13 protein-coding genes are annotated in these 22806 nt (G+C 71.4%); 11 read left to right on the top strand and 2 right to left on the bottom strand.

All coding sequences use genetic code 11. The features are described from left to right. The first annotated feature begins 120 nt into the window (after nt 1–120). Together guaB and StrepF001_RS17635 are read left to right on the top strand one after the other, a co-directional pair. Nucleotides 121–1626: an IMP dehydrogenase gene (guaB, locus tag StrepF001_RS17640; RefSeq protein WP_129799229.1), complete on the top strand. Its 1506-nt coding sequence runs from the start codon at nt 121–123 to the stop codon at nt 1624–1626. Nucleotides 1627–1743: 117 nt separating this feature from the next. Then, the gene (locus StrepF001_RS17635; protein ID WP_129799228.1) at nt 1744–2868 is read left to right on the top strand and encodes a GuaB3 family IMP dehydrogenase-related protein; all 1125 of its coding nucleotides are present in this window, start codon (nt 1744–1746) and stop codon (nt 2866–2868) included. Between the two features lie 543 nt (nt 2869–3411). Here the strand turns inward: StrepF001_RS17635 and StrepF001_RS17630 are convergent. Then, nucleotides 3412–4620 carry a nucleotide sugar dehydrogenase gene (locus StrepF001_RS17630; RefSeq protein ID WP_129799227.1) on the bottom strand — a complete coding sequence of 403 codons (1209 nt, stop codon included), beginning with the start codon at nt 4618–4620 and terminating at the stop codon, nt 3412–3414. Nucleotides 4621–4853: 233 nt separating this feature from the next. Here StrepF001_RS17630 and StrepF001_RS17625 point away from each other — a divergent pair, with 233 nt between their 5' ends. The 9 genes from StrepF001_RS17625 to StrepF001_RS17585 all read left to right on the top strand — a co-directional run bounded on the left by StrepF001_RS17625 (nt 4854) and on the right by StrepF001_RS17585 (nt 21552). Next, on the top strand, nt 4854–6560 hold the full coding sequence (locus StrepF001_RS17625; protein ID WP_129799226.1) for a glycerol-3-phosphate dehydrogenase/oxidase: 1707 nt from the start codon (nt 4854–4856) through the stop codon (nt 6558–6560). Between the two features lie 185 nt (nt 6561–6745). Continuing rightward, on the top strand, nt 6746–8740 hold the full coding sequence (locus StrepF001_RS17620) for a serine/threonine-protein kinase (RefSeq protein WP_129799602.1): 1995 nt from the start codon (nt 6746–6748) through the stop codon (nt 8738–8740). A 153-nt stretch (nt 8741–8893) separates the two neighbouring features. Beyond that, nucleotides 8894–11509 (top strand): protein kinase, encoded by a 2616-nt coding sequence (locus StrepF001_RS17615; RefSeq protein ID WP_129799225.1) that lies wholly within the window; start codon nt 8894–8896, stop codon nt 11507–11509. Between the two features lie 147 nt (nt 11510–11656). After that, nucleotides 11657–13219: a serine/threonine-protein kinase gene (locus StrepF001_RS17610; protein WP_129799601.1), complete on the top strand. Its 1563-nt coding sequence runs from the start codon at nt 11657–11659 to the stop codon at nt 13217–13219. A 95-nt stretch (nt 13220–13314) separates the two neighbouring features. Next, nucleotides 13315–14367 (top strand): serine/threonine-protein kinase, encoded by a 1053-nt coding sequence (locus StrepF001_RS17605; RefSeq protein WP_346656954.1) that lies wholly within the window; start codon nt 13315–13317, stop codon nt 14365–14367. A 102-nt stretch (nt 14368–14469) separates the two neighbouring features. After that, nucleotides 14470–16167, top strand: coding sequence for a serine/threonine-protein kinase (locus StrepF001_RS17600; RefSeq protein ID WP_129799224.1), 1698 nt, complete (start codon nt 14470–14472; stop codon nt 16165–16167). Nucleotides 16168–16209: 42 nt separating this feature from the next. Then, on the top strand, nt 16210–17889 hold the full coding sequence (locus tag StrepF001_RS17595) for a serine/threonine-protein kinase (protein ID WP_129799223.1): 1680 nt from the start codon (nt 16210–16212) through the stop codon (nt 17887–17889). A 170-nt stretch (nt 17890–18059) separates the two neighbouring features. Beyond that, the gene (locus tag StrepF001_RS17590; RefSeq protein ID WP_129799222.1) at nt 18060–19673 is read left to right on the top strand and encodes a succinic semialdehyde dehydrogenase; all 1614 of its coding nucleotides are present in this window, start codon (nt 18060–18062) and stop codon (nt 19671–19673) included. A 100-nt stretch (nt 19674–19773) separates the two neighbouring features. After that, nucleotides 19774–21552, top strand: a complete 1779-nt coding sequence (locus StrepF001_RS17585; RefSeq protein ID WP_129799221.1) for a GMC family oxidoreductase — start codon at nt 19774–19776, stop codon at nt 21550–21552. Nucleotides 21553–21642: 90 nt separating this feature from the next. Here StrepF001_RS17585 and StrepF001_RS17580 read toward each other — a convergent pair whose 3' ends face one another. Further along, entirely contained in the window at nt 21643–22683 is a 1041-nt protein-coding gene (locus StrepF001_RS17580; RefSeq protein WP_129799220.1) for an LAETG motif-containing sortase-dependent surface protein, read from the bottom strand. Between the last annotated feature and the right edge of the window lie 123 nt (nt 22684–22806).

The raw sequence follows: 22806 nt of genomic DNA, 5'->3' as shown, positions 1-22806 counted from the left end.
TCTGCTCGGTTCCGTACGAACATACGAAGCCCGCGGCGGCCCAGCACCGAGGAATGAGAGAGCCATGCTTCCCGTTAGCATGGACATCCGCACCGATCAAGGCCATTTGGGGAAGGTGTCATGACTGCCAACGTCGACGGAGTGCCCGGGAAATTCGCGACACTCGGGCTGACCTACGACGACGTGCTGCTGCTGCCGGGCCCGTCGGACATGGCACCCGACGAGATCGACACCGCCTCGTACGTCTCCAAGAACGTGCGGGTCAACATCCCGCTCCTGTCCGCCGCCATGGACAAGGTCACCGAGTCGCGCATGGCGATCGCGATGGCCCGCCAGGGCGGCGTCGGTGTGCTGCACCGCAACCTGTCCATCGAGGACCAGGCCAACCAGGTCGACCTGGTCAAGCGCTCCGAGTCCGGGATGGTCACCGACCCGATCACCATCAACCCGGACGCCACGCTCGCCGAGGCCGACGCGATCTGCGGCAAGTTCCGGATCAGCGGCGTCCCGGTCACCGACCCGGCCGGCAAGCTGCTCGGCATAGTCACCAACCGCGACATGGCCTTCGAGACCGACCGCTCCCGGCGGGTACGCGAGGTCATGACGCCGATGCCGCTGGTCACCGGCAAGGTCGGCATCTCCGGCACGGACGCCATGGAACTGCTGCGCCGGCACAAGATCGAGAAGCTGCCGCTGGTCGACGACGCGGGTGTCCTCAAGGGCCTGATCACGGTCAAGGACTTCGTCAAGGCCGAGAAGTACCCGAACGCCGCCAAGGACGCCGAGGGCCGCCTGCTCGTCGGCGCGGCGGTCGGTGTCGCGGGCGATGCCTTCGAGCGCGCCCAGGCCCTGATCGAGGCGGGCGTCGACTTCATCGTCGTCGACACCGCGCACGGCCACTCCCGGCTGGTCGGGGACATGGTCGCCAAGATCAAGTCGAACTCGTCCGGCGTCGATGTCATCGGCGGCAATGTCGCCACCCGCGACGGCGCCCAGGCGCTGATCGACTCCGGTGTGGACGGCATCAAGGTCGGTGTCGGCCCCGGCTCCATCTGCACTACCCGCGTGGTCGCCGGCGTCGGTGTCCCGCAGGTCACGGCCATTTACGAGGCCGCGCTCGCCGCCAAGGACGCCGGCGTTCCGGTGATCGGCGACGGTGGTCTGCAGTACTCCGGCGACATCGCCAAGGCCCTGGTCGCGGGCGCCGACACGGTGATGCTGGGCTCGCTGCTCGCGGGCTGCGAGGAGTCGCCGGGCGAGCTGATGTTCATCAACGGCAAGCAGTTCAAGTCGTACCGCGGCATGGGGTCGCTCGGCGCGATGCAGACCCGCGGCGACCGCAAGTCGTTCTCCAAGGACCGCTACTTCCAGGAGGGCGTCGCCTCCGACGAGCAGCTGGTCCCCGAGGGCATCGAGGGCCAGGTGCCCTATCGCGGCCCGCTGTCCTCCGTCGTCCACCAGCTGGTGGGCGGTCTGCGCCAGTCGATGTTCTACGTCGGCGGCAGGGACGTGCCCGCGCTGCAGGAGCGGGGCCGGTTCGTCCGGATCACGTCGGCGGGCCTGAAGGAGAGCCACCCGCACGACATCCAGATGACCGTCGAGGCGCCGAACTACAGCCGTAAGTGAGGCGCACGCGGGCGTGAAGCATGTCCAAGGGCGGCACCGGGTGCTCCGGGGCCGCCCTTGTCGTACCTGTCGGGGATACTGGAAGGCGCTGCAACGCATCAGGGAAAGGCCTCACAAGTGACTGAGATCGAGATCGGGCGCGGCAAGCGCGGCCGCCGGGCGTACGCCTTCGACGACATCGCCGTCGTCCCCAGCCGCCGTACGCGGGACCCGAAGGAGGTCTCGATCGCCTGGCAGATCGACGCCTACCGCTTCGAGCTGCCCTTCCTGGCAGCCCCCATGGACTCGGTCGTCTCGCCGGCCGCGGCGATCCGCATCGGCGAGCTCGGCGGCCTCGGCGTGCTGAACCTCGAAGGCCTGTGGACGCGGTACGAGGACCCGCAGCCGCTGCTCGACGAGATCGTCGGCCTGCCGGTCGAGGCCGCGACGCGTCGCCTGCAGGAGATCTACGCCGCTCCCATCAAGGAGGAGCTGATCGGGCAGCGCATCAAGGAGGTGCGCGACTCCGGCGTGGTCACCGCCGCCGCGCTCTCCCCGCAGCGCACGGCCCAGTTCTCCAAGGCCGTGGTGGACGCGGGCGTGGACATCTTCGTCATCCGCGGTACGACGGTCTCCGCGGAGCACGTCTCGTCCTCGCACGAGCCGCTGAACCTGAAGCAGTTCATCTACGAGCTCGACGTCCCGGTGATCGTCGGCGGCTGCGCCACCTACACCGCGGCCCTGCACCTCATGCGTACCGGCGCGGCCGGCGTCCTGGTCGGCTTCGGCGGCGGCGCCGCGCACACCACGCGCAACGTCCTGGGCATCCAGGTGCCGATGGCCACCGCGGTGGCCGACGTGGCGGCGGCTCGCCGGGACTACATGGACGAGTCCGGCGGGCGGTATGTGCACGTGATCGCGGACGGCGGCGTCGGCTGGTCCGGCGACCTGCCCAAGGCGATCGCCTGCGGCGCCGACGCGGTGATGATGGGCTCCCCCCTCGCGCGCGCGACGGACGGCCCCGGCAAGGGCCACCACTGGGGCATGGAGGCCGTCAACGAGGAGCTGCCGCGCGGCAAGAAGGTCGACCTCGGCACGGTCGGGACCATAGAGGAGATCCTCACCGGGCCGTCGCACACGCCCGACGGTTCGATGAACTTCTTCGGTGCGCTGCGGCGGGCGATGGCCACGACCGGGTACAGCGAGCTGAAGGAGTTCCAGCGGGTCGAGGTCACGGTGGCGGACTCGCAGCATCGGCGCTAGCTGCTACGACGGGGAAGGGCCGGTCATCCGGGTGGGTGACCGGCCCTTTTGCGCGCCCAAGGGTGCCTGTTTGGGGGCGTGTTGTGCGGGAGGGGGCGCGTGGTTGCGTTCGGGGCGAACGTGGGCTGAACGGGCGTAGGCGGGCGGTAGTGTCCGTGATCGGCGACCCGGTTCTCTGGGGCGCCCCCTTCCAAGGACACGGTTCCGGACCCTGCCCTCGGGGCCCGGCCCGAACTCCGACGTGCTGCCTACCGGGCCAACGGGTGGCGTCGTGGAAGGGGGCGCGCCCATGGGCCGTCACCGCAAGCCCACTCGCTGGGACCGCATTCGGCTTCGGCTGGTGAAGTTCCGGAGGAGGTGGATCTTGCGGATTCACGGTCGGTGAGCGGCCACCCCTATGTGAACTAGGGGTGGACACTCCGTTCACCGATCAGGAGCCCGCTGCAGTGGCCGCTGCGGTGGGCTCCACCTGTTTTGTACGGTACCCGCGGCGAGTGCCGCGTGCCAGCAGCCCCCGGAGCCCGGGTCGCCGCGCGCCCCCGCTCACAACCGGTGCGCCGCCCCCGTGGGCGTGGCCCCCCGCGTGTCCAGCAGTAGCTGGGCCTTCACCGACAGGCCCTGGAGGTCGTACGTGCGGTGGTTCTGGAGCAGGATCGTGAGGTCGGCGTCGGCGGCGGCCTCGTAGAGGGAGTCCGCGCGGGGGACCGGGCGGTCGAGGACGCTCCAGGACGGGATGTGCGGGTCGTGGTAGCTGACGGCGGCGCCGAGCTCCATCAGGCGGGTCGCGATCTCCTGTGCCGGGGTGCCCTGCTGGTCGGCGAGGTCGGGCTTGTAGGTGACGCCGAGCAGCAGCACGCGCGCGCCGCGGGCCGATTTGCCGTGCTCGTTGAGGAGGGTGGCGGCGCGCTGGACGACGTAGCGGGGCATCCGGCTGTTGACCTGCTGGGCCAGCTCCACCATGCGCAGCCCGCGGCCCGAGCGGCCGGTCAGGTCCTGTGGGACGGCGTGGCCGCCGACGCCGGGGCCGGGGCGGAAGGCCTGGAAGCCGAACGGCTTGGTCTCCGCGCAGCGGATGACGTCCCACAGGTCGACGCCCAGGTCGTGGCACAGGACGGCCATCTCGTTGACCAGGGCGATGTTGACGTGCCGGTAGTTGGTCTCCAGGAGCTGCACGGTCTCGGCTTCGCGGAGTCCACGCGCGCGTACCACCTTGTCGGTGAGCCGGCTGTAGAAGGTGGCGGCCGACTCCGTGCAGGCCGGGGTGAGGCCGCCGATGACCTTCGGGGTGCCGGCCGGGGTGAAGTCGCGGTTGCCGGGGTCGACCCGACTGGGTGAGTAGGCGAGGTGGAAGTCGCGGCCCGCGCGCAGGCCCGAGCCCTCCTCGAGGAGCGGGCGCAGGAATTCCTCCGTCGTCCCCGGGGATACGGGCGACTCCAGGATGACCGTGGTGTGCGGGCGCAGCCGGGTTGCCAGGATGTGGGCGGCCATCTCCACCTGGCTCAGGTCGAGCCCGCCGTCCGCGCTCCTGGGCGCCGGTGCGCAGATGACCGCGGTGCGCACCCGGCCGAGCTCGGCCGGTCCCGCGGCGTGCCGGAAGCCCCCCGAGAGCATCCGGCGCAGTTCGGCGGGGCTGAGCGAGCCGGGCTCCGGGCCGGTCTTGTAGCCGACGGTGGGGATGCCGGCGGCGACGGCGGCCTGGGCCAGCGGCAGGCCGAGCGGGCCGAGTCCGATGACGGCGAGATCTGCGGGCATGGCGTGGGCCGTCCTTCCCAGTAACCGAAGCGGGACAGGTGCGCAAGCCCTGTGGACAGTTCAGGACGCAGCGCAATGTCACACTAGGAGTAAATATGACCGATTTGCGGGATTGATCGGGCGCGTTTCCGCGAGTGTTGTCCACAAGCTGGGGCGCGTGGTGGCTGAAGTCGGGCAACCCGGTCAGAATCTGGGCATGGGGATACGGGTCGGGCGATCAGCGGGAGGCAGTGGTGAGGACAGGGACACTGGGGCCGGCGCAGCGGGCCGAGTCACTCGCGGCAATGGCCGAGCGGGAACTGGATGTGCTGGTCGTGGGCGGTGGCGTGGTCGGCGCGGGCACCGCGCTGGACGCCGTGACACGTGGGCTGTCCACGGGTCTGGTCGAGGCGCGTGACTGGGCGTCGGGCACGTCGAGCAGGTCCAGCAAACTGATCCACGGCGGCCTGCGTTATCTGGAGATGCTCGATTTCACGCTCGTCCGGGAGGCACTGAAGGAACGCGGGCTGTTGGTGTCGCGGCTGGCTCCGCATCTGGTGAAACCGGTGCCGTTCCTGTACCCGCTGCAGTACAAGGGCTGGGAGCGTCTGTACGCCGGTTCGGGTGTCCTGCTCTACGACGCCATGTCGATGGCTCGCACCCACGGCCGGGGCCTGCCCCTGCACCGCCACCTGAGCCGCCGTCACGCCCTGCGCATCGCCCCCGCCCTGAAGAAGGAGGCGCTGGTCGGAGCCCTGCAGTACTACGACGCCCAGATGGACGACGCCCGTTACGTCGCCACACTCGTGCGTACGGCAGCGTCGTACGGCGCGAAAGTCGCCAACCGTGCGCGCGTGACCGGATTTCTGCGCGAGGGCGAGCGCGTCGTCGGCGCCCGGGTGCAGGACGTCGAGGCGGGCGGGGAGTACGAGGTCCGGGCCAAGCAGATCGTCAATGCCACCGGCGTGTGGACCGACGACACCCAGGCGATGGTGGGGGAGCGGGGGCAGTTCCACGTCCGGGCGTCCAAGGGCATCCACCTGGTCGTGCCCAAGGACCGGATCCACTCCACCACCGGCCTGATCCTGCGTACCGAGAAGTCCGTGCTGTTCGTCATCCCCTGGGGCCGGCACTGGATCATCGGCACCACCGACACCGACTGGGACCTCGACAAGGCGCACCCGGCCGCGTCCAGCGCCGACATCGACTATCTGCTGGAGCGTGTGAACTCGGTGCTGGCGGTGCCGCTCACGCGCGACGACGTCGAGGGCGTGTACGCGGGACTCCGGCCGCTGCTCGCCGGCGAGTCGGACGCCACCAGCAAGCTGTCCCGCGAGCACACCGTCGCGCACCCCGTGCCGGGGCTGGTCGTGGTGGCGGGCGGCAAGTACACGACGTACCGCGTGATGGCCAAGGACGCGGTCGACGAGGCCGTGCACGGACTCGACCTGCGGGTCGCCGAGTGCGTCACCGAGGACGTCCCACTGCTCGGCGCCGAGGGGTACCGGGCGCTGTGGAACGCGCGGGCCCGGATCGCCGCGCGCACCGGACTTCATGTGGTGCGCGTCGAGCACCTGCTGAACCGGTACGGGTCGCTGGCCGAGGAGTTGCTCGAGCTCATCGCCGCCGACACCTCGCTGGGCGAGCCCCTGCACGCGGCGGACGACTATCTGCGCGCCGAGGTCGTGTACGCCGCCTCGCACGAGGGCGCGCGGCACCTGGACGACGTACTGACCCGGCGCACCCGCATCTCCATCGAGACCTTCGACCGGGGCACCCGCAGCGCCCGTGAGGCCGCCGAGCTGATGGCGCCGGTGCTCGGCTGGGACAAGGACCACATCGAGCGGGAGATCGAGCACTACAACAAGCGGGTGGAGGCGGAGCGGGAGTCGCAGCGCCAGCCGGACGACCTGACGGCGGACGCGGCGCGGCTGGGGGCGCCGGACATCGTGCCGCTCTAGTCGCTTCTCGCAGGGGTCGCTCAGAGGGGGGCGGGATGCCGGCGGTCAGGGAGAGGAGGGCGTCGGGCGCACGCACGGACAGTCGTGGGCGGGGCAGCGGCGGCGCGGGGGCACCCTGGGCGTCGGGCACTTGTCGGGTGAGGGACAATGGAAGCTCTGTCAGGGCGGGTTGCATGAGGGGACGCATGTCGGAGGCGGAGCGGGCGGGGACATCCCGTCAGGACACTCGTCAGGACAAGAGCGAGCGTCTTCTCGCGGGGCGGTACCGGCTGGGTGAAGTACTGGGCCGCGGCGGCATGGGTACGGTGTGGCGCGCCGAGGACGAGACGCTCGGCCGGACGGTCGCCGTCAAGGAGCTGCGATTCCCGTCGAACATCGACGAGGAGGAGAAGCGCCGACTGATCACGCGCACGCTGCGCGAGGCCAAGGCCATTGCGCGGATCCGCAACAACAGCGCGGTGACGGTCTTCGACGTGGTCGAGGAGGACGACCGGCCGTGGATCGTGATGGAACTCGTCGAGGGCAAGTCCCTTGCGGAGGCCATCCGCGAGGACGGCGTCCTCGAACCGAGGCGCGCCGCCGAGGTCGGCCTCGCCATCCTCGACGTACTGCGCTCGGCGCATCGCGAGGGCATCCTGCACCGCGACGTGAAGCCGTCGAACGTACTGATCGCCGACGACGGCCGGGTCGTGCTCACCGACTTCGGCATCGCCCAGGTCGAGGGCGACCCGTCCATCACCTCCACCGGCATGCTCGTGGGCGCCCCCTCCTACATTTCGCCGGAGCGCGCCCGCGGACACAAGCCCGGCCCGGCCGCCGACCTGTGGTCGCTCGGCGGTCTGCTGTATGCGGCGGTCGAGGGCGTGCCGCCGTACGACAAGGGCTCTGCGATCGCGACCCTCACCGCGGTGATGACCGAGCCGCTGGAGGAGCCGAAGAACGCCGGACCCCTCAAGGACGTCATCCACGGACTGCTCACCAAGGACCCCGCCGAGCGGCTCGACGACGCGGGTGCCCGCGCGATGCTCAACGCGGTCATCCACGCCCCCGAGCCGAAGACGGCTGAGCCGGCCGATGCGACGAAGGTCGTTCCGCTGCCGCCGCAGCCGCCCGCGACGCAGGGAAGTTCGGCGGGGGCCGGTGGTAAGGAGGCGGCTGATCGGCTGCGCGGCGCGTTGCGCTCGGCGCGCAAGGCCGCGGCGGGTGCGGCCACCTCGGCCCGTACGAAGACCACGAGCTCCGCATCGGCGGAGGCCGGCGCGCCCGTGACTGCCTCCCCGGCGTCGTCCGACGCCGGTGAGCAGGCGACGAAGGGCGCACAGGGCAAGCAGGCCGCGAACGCCGCTTCCGACGGCCGGAGTTCGGGGTGGCCCGTGATGACGCCGCCCGACCTGCCGCCGCGGCCCGCGCCCAGGGCGCCGCTCACCGACGTGGTGCCCCGGCGGACGCTGGTCATCATCGCGGTGGCCGTGCTGGTCGTCGTGCTCGGCATCGTGCTGGCCGTCTCGCTCGGCGGGGACGACAAGGGGTCCGACGGGGCCGGCGGCGGTGGCAACAAGGCCGTCGCCGAGGCGAGCAGAAGCGCCGACACCAAGACGGACGACGACGGCGGAGTCCGTACGGACCCGGAGGCGAAGCAGTCGGCGACGGCGGGCGCCACACCGGACAACACGCCGAGTGCAAGCGGCGGTGCGGGCGCCGAAGGCGACAAGGGCTCGGACGACGCCTCCGACTCCTTCGACGGCACTTCGGCGGTGTCGACGTACCAGGGCGGCCAGGGCTACTCCATCGGGTTGCCCAAGGGATGGAAGTACCAGTCGTCGGACGCGGCCGGCGACCGCTTCACCGGACCGAACGGGCAGAAGCTGCTGGTCGCCTGGACGTCCACGCCCAAGGGCGACCCCGTCGCGGACTGGAAGAACCAGGAGCGCTACATGACGCGCTCGCAGTACGACCGGATCCGCATCGAGAAGGTGGATTACCGCGACTGGAACACGGCCGACTGGGAGTTCACCTATGTCGACGGGGGAACGAAGTACCGGACGATCGACCGCGGGTTCGTGGTGAACGACCAGCAGGGCTACGCACTGATGTACACGGCGAAGGCCGCGGCATGGGACGGCGAACTGCGCCGGACCACATGGCGGACGCTGACGAAGACCTTTGAACCGAAGAAGTGATCGGGGCGGCATGCGGGTTGGGGATGTGAGATCTCCCGTCCGCTCTGTGCGGGTTGCCTCCGGCACGTATCGTGAGTGCTTGCGAACCGTACGCATCCGGAACGGGACGCCAGACGAACGGAATTGACCAGCCGGGCGGCCGGGGGAGGCAATGTGGACGACTATGCGGGCCGGGTGCTCGCCGACCGCTACCGCCTGCCGCTGCCGCCGTCCGATGAGTACGAACTCACCGAGACCCGGGCTTTCGACACCTACAGCGGGCAGGAAGTCCTGATCAGGCAGGTGCCGTTGCCGGAGGTCGTCGAGGCGGAGGTGCTCGACGCGGAGGGGCTGCCGGAGGGTTTCACGGCACGGGACCGAGGAGCGCGGCGAGGGCCGACGGCGCGTACGGGGGCTCGGCGGCCGACCGATCCGGCGGTTCGGCGGGCGGTGCAGGCCGCGCAGGCGGCGGCCCGGATCCCCGACCATCCGCGGCTCGACCAGGTCTTCGACGTGTTCGCCGAGGGCGGTTCGCTGTGGATCGTCAGCGAGTTGGTGGCGGCCCGGCCGCTGGCGGCTCTGCTGGCGGAGCAGCCGTTGACGCCGTACCGGGCTGCCGAGGTCGCGTCCGATGTGCTGATGGCGCTTCGGGTGCTGCATGCGCATGGCTGGGTGCACCGGAACATCACCGCCCGCACGATCCTCGTCTGCGACGACGGCCGCGTCATGCTGACCGGCCTGGCGGTCGGGGCGGCGGAGGAGGCGCTGTGCGGGTACGACCCCGTGCCGGCGTGGATGTACGACGGGGGTGAGGGCGACGGCGGAGTTCCTGGGGGCGATACCGGTGCTGGTGTGTCCGGGGAGTCCCGTGGGGCTGCTGGGCCCGGTGGCTTCGGCGGCGGGGACCCCGAGGCCGCCCGGCGTGCCGCCATCGAGGCGCGGGCGGCCGGCGGGCTGCCGGTGCCGGGTGAGGACGGGGCTCACGGGGCCGGGGGCTCGGCCGCGCCCGCCCGCAGGGCGCAGGAGACCGGCGGGGACATCCGAGCCGCACGAGCCGGGGCGATCGCCGCTTATCGCGCGGGGGCGCGGGCGGCAGCCCAGGTCCAGGAGACGCAGCAGAGCGGGCGGGCGGCGTTGCCCGGGGCGCGTCCGGCGGCCGAGGGCGGCGTGGCGCAGTCGCCGTACGCCTCCGGTCCAGCCGTGCAGCAGAACCGGCCGGCGTTGCCCGGGGCCCGGTCCGAGGGCGACGTGGTCGAGGCGCCGTATGCCTCCGGACCCGGCCCGCAGCGCACGCCTGACGGCACGCCGCCCGGCCAGATCGCCGACCCCTACGGCGTACGCGCCACGCCCTGGCACGGCGCCGCACCCCGCGGTGCGGCCGGCGCCAACAGGCACACGCAGGCCGGGCCGGTCCCAGGTCAGGAAACCCAGCCGGCTCGTACCGCTCTCCCGCCCGCAGGGCCCGCCGCCGATGCCCCGCCGCCCAGCCGTTGGGACGACCTCGTTGCCGGGACGCCCGCTCCGCGGCGGGGACCGGCCACCGCCCTGGCCGCCGAGCGGGCGCGGCAGGCGCGGATGGCCGTGGTCGGGCCGGTGACGGAACGGTGGGCGCCCGAGCAGGCGGGGCCGGTGCACGAGAACTGGCAGTTGGCGCCGCCCATCGGACCCGCGACCGACCTGTGGGCGCTGGGGGCGCTGCTCTTCAGGGCTGTACAGGGGCATGCGCCGTACCCGGAGGAGTCGACGGCCGAGCTGGTGCAGATGGTGTGTGCCGAGCCGCCGGCGTTCGCGGAGGAGTGCGGACCCCTGCGGCCGGTCGTGGAGTCGCTGCTGCGCCAGGATCCCACCGAGCGCCTCGACTTCGAGGAACTGCGTGGCTGGCTGCGCTCGCTGGTGCGCTCCGCGCCCGAGCCGGAGGCCGGCGTGCATGTCGTCGCCGCGCCGCCGCCCGATGCGAGTCGGTTGCCGATCGTGCGCCACAAGGGCGAGTTGGTGCGCCGACGGCGCGCCGGGCTGCCCGCGCCGCACGGGCGGCACAAGCGGAACAGGCCGAAGGCCCGCTCGCCGCGCAGCCTGGGCCGCACCCTGCTTCTGCTGGTGCTGCTCGCGCTGGCCGGCGCGATCGCGTACGCCATGCTGTTCATGCCGAAGGCCGACGAGACCGGCAGTGGCGCGGACGGCGCCGACCGCACCGGAGCCGCCGGCCAGGTCGACCAGGCGCCCGCACAGACGCCGGACGCGAGCAGTGAGCCACGGCCCGACCAGAACGCGTCCGACGGTCCCGCGGAGTCGGCCGGCTCCACCGACACCGAGACCCAGACCGACGCCCCCGACGTCGCCGACGGCTTCACGCTGCGTACGGACCCGGAGGGCTTCCGCGTCGCCGTCGCCGAGGGCTGGCAGCGCACCCCGGAGAACGGCAGCGGCCAGGTCGTGTACGGCAAGGGCGATTTCGAGCTGATCGTCGTGGCGGGCCGGGACGGCGCGGACGAGTACGGCAGCGATCCGATGACGTACCAGCGCGAGCGGGAGCCGGAGTTGCGGCCGTACCGCGAGTCGAGCTGGGCCACCTCCACCGGCCTGAAGACCATCGAGGTGGGCGGTCGGACCATGGCCGAGGGCCAGTTCACCTGGACCGACGAGGACGGGCGCGAGCTGTTCGTGCGCAACCTCGCGATCCTGATCGACGACCGCTACCACGTGGTGCAGCTCCGCGGTCCGGAGGCCGAACGGGACGAGGTGACGCGGCTGTTCGAGCAGGCGTCGGCGACCTACCGGTCCACCGGCTGAGCAGCGCGCGTAGTACGCGGTTCCCTCCTGTCCCCGAAAGCGACAACCGTCACAGTGCTGTCTCCTTGAGGCCCCCGGTGGTTCCCCGTTCGCGGACCGGTCCTTACGCTGACCCTGTCAAGAACATTGCGGGGAAACGTGAATCAGATGCAAGGCCTGCTCCTCGGGGGCCGCTACCGGCTCACCGACGCCATCGGCAGCGGTGGCATGGGCCGGGTGTGGCGCGCCCATGACGAGGTGCTGCACCGGGTCGTCGCGATCAAGGAGTTGACCGCCGCGCACTTCGTCTCCGAGAGCGACCAGGAGCGGCTCCTCGCCCGCACCCGGGCGGAGGCGCGCGCGGCGGCGCGGATCAACCACTCCGCGGTCGTCACCGTGCACGACGTGCTCGATCACGACGCCCGGCCGTGGATCGTGATGGAGCTGGTCGAGGGCCGTTCACTCGCCGACGCGGTCAGGCAGGACGGCCGCGTCGAGCCGACCGAGGCCGCCCGGATCGGCCTGTGGGTACTGCGCGCCCTGCGCGCCGCGCACTCCGCCGGTGTCCTGCACCGCGACGTCAAGCCCGGCAACGTCCTCCTCGGCGACGACGGCCGCGTCCTGCTCACCGACTTCGGCATCGCCCAGATCGAGGGCGACAGCACCATCACGCGTACGGGAGAGGTCGTCGGATCCGTCGACTACCTCGCCCCCGAACGCGTCCGCGGACACGATCCGGGACCCGCCGCAGACCTGTGGGCGCTCGGCGCGACGCTGTACACGGCGGTGGAGGGTACCTCGCCGTTCCGCCGCACCTCGCCGCTGTCCACCATGCAGGCCGTCGTGGAGGAGCAGCCCGCCGAACCCCGGTACGCCGGCCCGCTCGGGCCCGTCATCACCGCACTCCTGCGCAAGGAACCGGCCGCACGGCCCGACTCTGCGGAGGCCGAGCGGCTGCTCGCCGAGGTGGCCGAGGGACGGCGACCGCAGGTGACGGAGGTGTACGAGCCGACGGTCCGGCACACGGACACCCGCCCGATCGGCCAGGACACCCAGGTCCACTCCGGACCGACCGCCCTTGTCCCGGCCCCTGCTCCGGCCGGACGGCGCCGGCTGCGCACCCTGGCCCTCGTGGTCGCCCTCGCGGCCCTGGTCGGCGGGGGCGCCGCGGTGGGGCTGCAGAAATGGGACGCGGGCCGCAGCCAGAACCGCGCCACCACCTCACCGACGAGTGCACACCCGAGCCCGAGCCCGAGCCCGAGCTGGGAGCGGGTCGACGACCCGGTGGGTTTCGGTCTCTCCGTGCCCAGCAAGGACTGGACGCGGAAGGTGCACGGCGTCGACGGCGACCTCACACAGATCGACTACACGCCGGACGGCGGCATCCACTTCATCCGCATCGCCGTCGACACCTCCCCGGACTTCGACGACCCGATCGAGCACCAGCGCGATCTGGAGGAGCAGCTCCAGGGGCTGGTCGACTACAACCGGGTGACCATGGAGGAGAACCTCTACCGGGATTGCAAGGGCGCCCTGTGGGAGTACACCTGGACCGCGCTGGAGAGCGACCCAGGTGTCCACGCAGGCCCGCGGCGGGCGATCGACCAGATGTACATCGCCCGGGACGGCGTCGAGTACGCGATCTACATGTCCGGGCCGGCGGAGGACTGGAAGAAAACCCGCAAACAGTTCGACGCGGTGCTGCGGGGATGGCGGCCGGGCTCCTCCTGAGGCCCTGACAGGCACCCGCTGCCTGGGGGCGTTTGTCGGCCAACCCCGTCGCCTCCTCCCGGAAGGACCGCCTCCGGCGGGGCATGATGGGGCGTATGGGCAGCGAGGGGGAGGGCGGGCGAATCATCGCAGGCCGGTACCGGCTTCGGGCGAGGCTCGGGCGCGGCGGCATGAGCGTCGTCTGGCAGGCCACCGACGAGCTGCTCGGCCGGCAGGTGGCCGTCAAGGAGATCGCCCAGGACGACTCCCGTTCGGCCGCCGAGGCCCGGTCCCGGCGCGAGGGCACACTGCGCGAGGCACGGGCCCTGGCCCAGCTGCGCCATCCGCACGTCATCGTCGTCCATGACGTCGTCGAGGACGACGAACGCCCCTACATCGTCATGGAGTTGATCGACGGCGGCTCCCTCGCCGACCGCATCGCCGGACACGGCCCGGTCGACGCGTACGAGGCGGCCCGGATCGGCATCGCCCTGCTCGGCGCCCTGCGCGCGGTCCACGCGGCCGGCGTTCTGCACCGCGACCTCACACCGGCGAACGTCCTCATCGAGTCCGGCACCGGCCGGGTCGTCCTCACCGACTTCGGCGTCGCCCACGTCGAGGGCGCCAGCACCCTCACCGAGTCGGGCTCCTTCGTGGGCTCGCCCGAATACACCGCGCCCGAGCGGATCTCGGGGTCCGGCACCGGTCCGGCCTCCGACCTGTGGTCGCTCGGCGTGCTGCTGTGCACGGCGGTCAGCGGCAGCTCGCCGTTCCACCGCGACTCGTTGGGCGGCATCCTGCACGCCGTCCTGTCCGACGAGATCCGGCCGCCCGCGCAGACGGGCCCGCTCCTGCCCGTCGTACAGGGACTGATGGAGCGCGATCCACAGCGACGGCTGGACGCGGCGCAGGCGGAGCGGATGCTGCGGGCCTTCCGGGAGACCGGCCGTACGCCGTCGGCTCCGTCCCGTGCCCAACGCTCCTCGCGGGACAGGCTGGTGACGGCGCTGCTGGTGGCTGCGATGGCGGCGGCAGGGTTGTCCGCGGTGGCGCTGCTGCTGAGCGGGGGCGGTGGCGGCGGGGGCGGTGCGCCGGTGAGTCCGGCGCCGAGCACGTCCGTGAGTACGACGGGGACAACGCCGTCGCCGTCCCCGTCTCCCAGCACCTAGAGCAGGCAACAGGACGCATAAATAGGAGATAAGCGACGACCTGAGTCACGGGTCTGTGACCGCAGTGGATGCAGAAGCGCTTGCCGCGATATGCATGGACGCATGAGCAACAACGGGGGAGCCCACTACGGGTCCGACGAGCCAACAAGTTTCGGTCTGCAACCGCCGGGTCAGCCCGCCGCGGTACCGCATCCGAACAACCCGTACGCGGCACCCACGCAGGTCGTCCCGCAACACCAGTCCGCGCCCCAGCCCGCTGCACCGCAGCCCGCGCCTCAGGCCCCGCAGGACCCCGGCACCGGGCGGCTCATCGCCGACCGCTACCGGCTGCTCGCCAAGCTCGGGCACGGCGGCATGGGCACGGTGTGGCGCGCCAAGGACGAGACGGTGGACCGTGAGGTCGCGGTCAAGGAACCGCGGGTTCCGGACCACCTTCCCGAGCGTGAACGCGCCAACGCCTTCGAGCGGATGCGCCGCGAGGCACGCGCTGCAGCCCGGCTCGACCATCCGTCGGTCGTGAACGTGCACGACGTCGCCGTCGTGGACGGCCAGCCGTGGATCGTGATGGAGCTGGTGCAGGGCCGTTCCCTCGGCGCCGCCCTGCAGGAAGGCACCCTGTCCGCCCGCGAGGCGGCCAAGGTCGGCCTGGAGGTGCTCGGCGCGCTCGAGGCGGCGCACGCGGCCGGCATCCTGCACCGCGACGTCAAGCCGGACAACGTCCTCCTCGGCCGCCACGACCGCGTCGTCCTCACCGACTTCGGCATCGCGCAGATCGAGGGCGAGACGAACCTGACCGACACCGGCGGCTTCGTCGGCTCGCCCGAGTACATCGCGCCTGAGCGGGTCCTCGGCCAGCGCCCGGGACCTGCTTCGGACCTCTGGTCGCTCGGAGTGGTGCTGTACGCGGCCACCGAGGGCGTGTCCCCCTTCCGCCGCAGCAACACCCCGGCCACCCTCCAGTCCGTCCTCAACGCCACGCCCGCACCGCCCGCTTCGGCCTCCGGCCCGCTCGCCGACGCCATCAACGGCCTGCTCCAGAAGGACCCGGCACACCGCCCGAACGCGGCCCAGGTCCGCGCGCTGCTGGAGGCGGCCGCCAATCCGCCCCAGCCGGTGCCGACGCAGGTCGTGACGGTCGCCGGGAGCGGCGGCGGGCAGGGCGGCGGCATCCGGCTCGGCCGCAAGGCGTTGCTCGGGCTCGGCGCGGCGGTCGTCGCCGCGGCGGTGGCGGCGTACTTCGTGATCGCGGACCCGTTCGCGGGCCCGCTGCCGGACGACTGGAAGACGCACGCCGAGAAGGACGTCGCCGCGACCCTGGCTGCGCCCGACGGCTATGAGCGGACCGTGCCCGAGGAGACGGACGACGGCCACTGGGTGGCGTACACCGACCCGAGCGGGAGCATCTGGATCGGCCTGAGCCTCTACAAGAAGTCCGAGGACACGAGCGACCAGATCAAGGACTCCGCGGACGACGAGATGTACGAGGACAACGCGACCTTCAAGGAGAGCGGCAGCTACGACCTCGGCATGTCCCAGGAACCGAAACCGACGACGAAGCCGGACGACGAGGCGAAGTACCAGGGCAAGGACGCCGCGCAGATGACCGTCGTCTACAAGACGACCGACAGTCAGAAGCCTCGCCCCCGCGAGCTGCAGACCTTCTACTACAAGACCTCCGCCAAGGCCGGCGGGGACATGTACAAGCTCACCATCAGCTACCCGGGCCAGGGCGACTTCACCGAGCGAGGCCGCGAGGTGGCCCGGATCGCGATCGCGAACCTGGACGTCGACAAGCTCTGACCCGCGTCGACAAAGAGGTGTTCCGCACGGTAGTCATGGGACATGAGTGACGGCGGTGAACACCAGCGCGACGGGCGGCTGGTCGGCGGGCGCTACCGGCTGATCGAGCGCGTCGGCTCCGGCGGGATGGGCACCGTATGGCGGGCCTACGACGAACTCGTCGAGCGGGAAGTCGCCGTCAAGCAGCCCCGGTTGCCCGGTGACCCGGAGGGCGAGGGGCACCGGCGGGCCGCCCACCGGCTGCACCGTGAGGCCCGGGCCGCCGCGCGCGTCGATCATCCGTCCGCCGTCTCCATCCACGACGTCGTCGAGGAGGACGGAATCCCCTGGATCGTCATGGAGTTGATCCGGGGCGAGTCCCTCCACGAGGTCCTCGGGCGCGGCCCGCTCCCGCCCGCCGAGTCCGCCCATATCGGCCTCGCCGTCCTCGGCGCCCTGCGCGCCGCGCACGCCGTCGGCATCGTGCACCGCGACGTCAAGCCCGCCAACGTGCTGCTCGGGCAGCACGGCCGCGTCGTCCTCACCGACTTCGGCATCGCCCACGTCCAGGGCGAGGAATCCCTCACCATGAGCGGCGAGTTCGTGGGCTCGCTGGAGTTCATCGCGCCCGAGCGGATGTCGGGCCGGGGCACCGGACCGGCCTCCGACCTGTGGTCGCTGGGCGTACTGCTGTACGCCGCCGTCGAGGGCTGGTCCCCGTTCCGCCGTACGACCCTGGAGTCGACGCTCGCCGCGATCCTCGCCGCCGACCCGCCCGAACCCCAGCACGCCGGGCCGCTCGGGCCGCTGATCGTGCGGCTGCTGGTGAAGGACCCCGAGCGGCGGCCGGAGGCGGAGGAGGTCGCCGTGGGTCTGGAGGCGGTGGCCAAGGGCTGGCCGGAGGTGCCCGACGGTGACGTGGCGGAGGCTCAGGAAGCCGCGGATCTGGAGGGGTTCGCGGACGATGCCGGGACGGTCCGACTGGGGGTCATGGGTACACCGGATGAACCCCGAACGGACCGGGCACCCGAATCCGGGCCTGAGGCCGACACCGAACCGGAGCCCGAATCCACCCCCACACCACAAACCACCCCAACCCTCCACCCAAGCCCCGCCCACCCCGCCGTCCCGCCCCTCGCCCTGCTCGGCGTTCTCCTCGTCGGCGGCGTCTGGTTCGGCATATCGTCCTTCACCGAGGTCGACGGCAAGGGAGCCAGAGAGCAGGCCGCCACGCTGACCCAGGCCCCGACCGTCTCCGAAACCACGCCCACGCCCACTCCCACACAGCAGCCATGGACCCCGCACCGCGAGCAGGCCATGGACGCCGTCCTCTCCGTCCCCGGCGACTACGAGGAGTTCGCCCGTCAGGGCGGCGCGAGCTACCAGCCCAGGATCGTCATCTACGAGAAGGACGGAATCTCGGTCCGCCTCACCCAGTGGGACCGGGCACCCCGTTCCCCGATGGGCCAGGCCCAGGACGCGCACGCCGGATGGGACAGCTACAACGGCGATGCACGCACTCAGTACACCCGCACCAGCTTCCACGGCCAGGAGGCGGTCCTCGCCGACACCACCTTCAGTCTGGAGAAGAACCCGATCCGTGTCATGGAGCTGATGATCCTCACCGACGACAGCCGTATGTACGAGCTCCGCGTCGACATGCCCAAGGGCACGGCCGACGAGAAGAAGGGCACCGCCGTGTTCAAGGGAGCCCGCGATCGCCTGGAGATCGGCGGGAACTGACGCTCGAGATCGAAAGTCATCGGCAGTCACCGACGTACTGCTGATCGACCTTGCTCAACGCCCTGATCAGCGCATTCGTTGCCAGTGATCACTGGCGATGTGTGAGCACTCCGTGAATCCCGATTACCGACGGGTACACAAAGCCTGCGCTCCGGCATACCCTGCGCCTCATGACGGACGCGCAGGCCCCGGCCAAGACCGGCACGAACCCCCTCGCCCCCGCCCCGGAGGGCGCCCGTACCGCCGCCGACGTGGTCACGCCGGAGCTGGTCGCCCAGCTCACCAAAGGCGTGGCCGGTTCCGGACGGACCGCCAACCACACGCCGTTCACCGGCGAGAAGCTGGCCGACCTGCCCGAGTCCACGCCGGAGGACGTCCAGCAGGCGTTCGACGCGGCCCGTGTGGCCCAGGCCGTCTGGGCGCAGACGCCGGTACGGCAGCGCGCCGCCGTCCTGCTCCGCTTCCACGACCTGGTCCTGGAGCGCCAGGCCGAGGTTCTCGACCTGATCCAGCTGGAGACCGGCAAGGCCCGCCTGCACGCGCACGAGGAGGTCCAGGCGGTCGCCGTGGCCGCCCGCCACTACGGTCGCAAGGCGCCCGCCTACCTCCGTCCCAAGCGGCACGCCGGCGCCATGCCCACCCTCACGCGCGTCACCGAACTGCGCCACCCGCGCGGCGTGGTCGGCCAGATCGCCCCCTGGAACTACCCGTTGGAGCTGTCGGTCGGCGACGCCCTCCCCGCTTTCGTCGCGGGCAACGCGGTCGTGATGAAGCCCGACACGGAGACCTGCCTGACCGCGCTGTGGGCGCGCGACCTCCTCATCGAGGCCGGACTGCCCGCAGAGGTCTTCCAGGTCGTCCTCGGCGACGGCCCCGTCGTCGGCCCCGAGGTCGTCAAGCACGCCGACTACGTCTCCTTCACCGGCTCCACCCGCACCGGCCGCGAGGTCGCCCAGGGCGCCGCCGCCCGCCTGGTCGGCGTCTCCCTCGAGCTCGGCGGCAAGAACGCCATGCTGGTGCTGGAGGACGCCGACATCGAGAAGGCGGCCGCGGGCGCGGTGCGTGCCTGCTTCTCCTCCGCGGGCCAACTGTGCATCTCCATCGAGCGGCTGTACGTCCACGAGTCGATCGCCGACGCCTTCCTGGAGCGCTTCGCCGCCCGCACGAAGGCCATGCGCCTCGGCAGGTCCCTCGCCTACGGCGCCGACATGGGCAGCCTGGTCGGCGAACGCCAGCTGGAGACCGTCCAGCGGCACGTCGAGGAGGCGGTGGCCAAGGGCGCGAAGGTGGTGGCCGGCGGGACGGCCCGCCCGGACATCGGCCCGTACTTCTACGAGCCGACCATCCTCGACGGCGTCGAGGCACCCATGGCCGTCTGCACGGAGGAGACCTTCGGCCCGGTGGTCTCCCTCTACCGCTTCACGTCGGACGACGAGGCGATCGAGCACGCCAACTCCACGCCGTACGGCCTGAATTCCTCGGTCTGGACGAAGGACGGCCGACGCGGCCGGGACGTCGCCGCCCGCCTGCGCACCGGCACGGTCAACATCAACGAGGGCTACGCCCCCGCCTACGGCAGCGTCCAGTCCCCCATGGGCGGCATGAAGGACTCCGGTCTCGGCCGCCGCCACGGCTCGGAGGGCATCCTCAAGTACACGGAGGCCCAGACGGTCGCGCAGCAGCGGCTGCTTCCGATGGCGCCGTCGCTGGGCATGGACGACGAGAAGTACGCGCAGTTCATGAGCCGAAGCCTGCGGCTGATGAAGTCACTGAGGTTCAGGTAACCCACCTAGGGGCGCGGGGCTGTATCAATATGCGGCTCCGCCGCGTGGGCGCGAGAAACCACAGACGGCCCGCACCGCACACTCAAAGGGGAGAACGCACGTGCCACAGGATGCCTATGACTACGACGTCATCGTCGTGGGCTCCGGCTTCGGCGGTTCCGTAACCGCCCTCCGCCTCACCGAAAAGGGCTACCGCGTCGGCGTCCTGGAAGCCGGCCGCCGCTTCACCCGCGAAACCCTCCCCAAGAACTCCTGGGACCTGAAGAACTACCTCTGGGCCCCCAAGCTCGGCATGTACGGCATCCAGCGCATCCACCTGCTGGGCAACGTCATGGTCCTGGCCGGCGCCGGAGTGGGCGGCGGCTCCCTCAACTACGCCAACACCCTCTACGTACCGCCGAAGCCGTTCTTCGAGGACCCGCAGTGGCGGCACATCACCGACTGGCAGGAGGAGCTGGCGCCGTACTACGACCAGGCGCAACGCATGCTCGGCGTCCGCCTGAACCCGACGATGACGCCCTCCGACGTCCATCTGAAGGAGGCCGCCCAGCGGATGGGTGTCGGCGACACCTTCCACCTCGCGCCGGTCGGAGTGTTCTTCGGCGACGGCAAGGACGCCGACGGAAAGGCCACGGCCCGCCCCGGCGAGCAGGTGCCCGACCCCTACTTCGGAGGCGCGGGCCCCGCCCGCAACGCCTGCAACGAGTGCGGCGAGTGCATGACCGGCTGCCGCCACGGTGCCAAGAACACCCTCAACGAGAACTACCTCCACCTCGCCGAGAAGGCGGGCGCGGTCGTGCACCCGCTGACGACGGTCGTGTCGGTCACGGACGACTCGCGCGGCGGCTACGCCGTCACCACCCTCCCCACGGACAATCGTAAGAAGGCCAAGGGCCGCACCTTCCGGGCCCGTCAGGTCGTGCTGGCCGCCGGCACCTACGGCACCCAGACACTGCTGCACCGGATGAAGGCGACCGGCCGGCTCCCGTACGTCTCCGACCGGCTCGGGGAGCTGACCCGCACCAACTCCGAGGCCCTGGTCGGTGCCCAGACCACCAACCGCCGCTACCGCAAGGTCACCGGCGAGAAGAAGGTCGACTTCACCCGTGGCGTCGCCATCACGTCCTCGGTGCACCCCGACGCCAACACCCACATCGAACCGGTCCGCTACGGCAAGGGCTCCAACTCGATGGGCGGCCTGGCGATCCTCCAGATCCCGTACACGGAGGGCTCGTCCCGCGTCCTGGCCTTCCTGCGCAACGCCGCCCGTCACCCCTTGATGATGCTCCGCTCCCTCAACAACCACCGCTGGTCGGAGCGGACGATCATCGGCCTGGTGATGCAGTCGCTGGACAACTCCCTGACGACGTATCTGAAGCCGGACGGCGTCGGCAAGGGCCTGCTGACCGCCCGCCAGGGCCACGGCGCTCCCAACCCCAAGCAGATCAGGGCCGCTTCGGAGGGCGCGTCGGCGATCGCCGCCGAGATCAACGGGTTCCCGGGCAGCAACATCGGCGAACTGATGGGCACCCCCCTCACCGCGCACTTCCTCGGCGGCTGCCCGATCGGCGACTCCCGCGAGACCGGCGTGATCGACCCGTACCACCGCCTGTACGGCCACCCCGGCATCTCGGTCGTCGACGGGGCGGCGGTCTCCGCGAACCTGGGCGTGAATCCGTCCCTGACGATCACCGCGCAGGCCGAGCGCGCGATGTCGTTCTGGCCCAACAAGGGCGAGGCCGACCCGCGTCCGGCGCAGGAAGCGGCGTACGAACGTCTGAAGCCGGTGGAGCCGCAGTCCCCGGCGGTCCCGGCGGAGGCCTTCGGCGCGCTGAAGCTGCCGTTCCTGGGGATACCGGCGGTGCCGCCCAAGCCGTAAGGCAACAGAGAGAGGGACCTGCGCCCCCCTCCGAGCGCAGGTCCCTCTCTCTGTCTTGCGGTGAAGCCCTACCGGGCCGCGTCAGGCGCCTTACGCCTGCGCACCCGCCTTGTTGCGCCGCACGACGAACACCGCACCCGCACCGGCGACGACGGCGACACCGCCGACCAGGCCGATCATGGGCAGCGCGGAGCTGGAGCCGGTCTCGGCGAGGCTGCCGGTGGCGTCGACGGAGTTCACGTCGTCCAGGTCGGCCATCCCGCCCTGCGGCTTGGCGTCACCGGGGTTACCGGCGTCCGAGCCCGCGGCGAGGATGTCGAAGAAGTACACCCATCCGTTCGGGTCGTCGGCGAGCCAGCAGCCGTCGGCGTCCGAGTACTGCGCGAAGCCGCCGGTCAGACCGATGGCGTCGGGAACCTTGCCGCTGACGCTCAGCCGCAGCTTGTACGAGGTCGACTGACCCGCCCCGAGCGAGAACGCGTCGAAGGTTGCGCCCTCGCCGGCCGCGTCCGCGAGCGTCTTCCAGGAGCCGGTGGCCTTGTCGTAGACCTGGACGGTGATCTGGCCGGAGTAGTCCTGCTCGTCCCAGCCGAGCGCGGCCACGCCGATCAGCGGCTTGATGTTCTTGATCTCCTCGTCACCGCTGTTGGAGACGTTGAAGGAGAACCCGGTCCACCCGCTGCCGGCCACGATGGTCTCGGGCAGCCCCGACAGACCGCTGCGCAGGTCCTCGCTGAGGCCGACGGACTCGTCGTCCGCGTTCTCGCAGAGGTCGGGCTCCTCCTCCGGGGTGGAGGCGCTCGGGCTGGGCGTGGCGGAGGCGGACGCCGACGCGGAGGCCGAACCGGTCGGCGTGGCCGTGGCCGATTCGGTGGCCGTCTCGGTCGCGGGCGCCGACGGCTCCTCGGTCGCCGTCTCGGTCACGGACTCGGTCGGCGTGGCGGTGGCCGTCTCGGTCGCGGGCGCCGAGGGCTCCTCGGTGGGCGTGGCGGTCGCGGAGTCCGTCGCGGTCACGGACGGGGACGCGGAACCCGTGTCTTCGGTCGCGTACGCGGCCGGTGCCGCGAGCAGCGCCATCGGGGCTATCGCTGCCGTCGCGGCGGCCGCTGCCAAGGCACGGCGAAGCTTCATGAAGTCCTCAAGAAGTCCGGTGTGCTGCGGCGTCGCAGCACGCGTGGGCGGAGGGCTCCGCGTGTGGGGCGCGGGTGTGACCCTTGATTCAGCAGGTTTGATCCACGAGGCCTGTGAATGGTT

Origin of the sequence: Streptomyces sp. F001, assembly GCF_004187715.1 — a bacterium.
Taxonomy (GTDB): domain Bacteria; phylum Actinomycetota; class Actinomycetes; order Streptomycetales; family Streptomycetaceae; genus Streptomyces; species Streptomyces flavusporus.
This window is presented reverse-complemented; position numbering and strand designations above follow the sequence as displayed.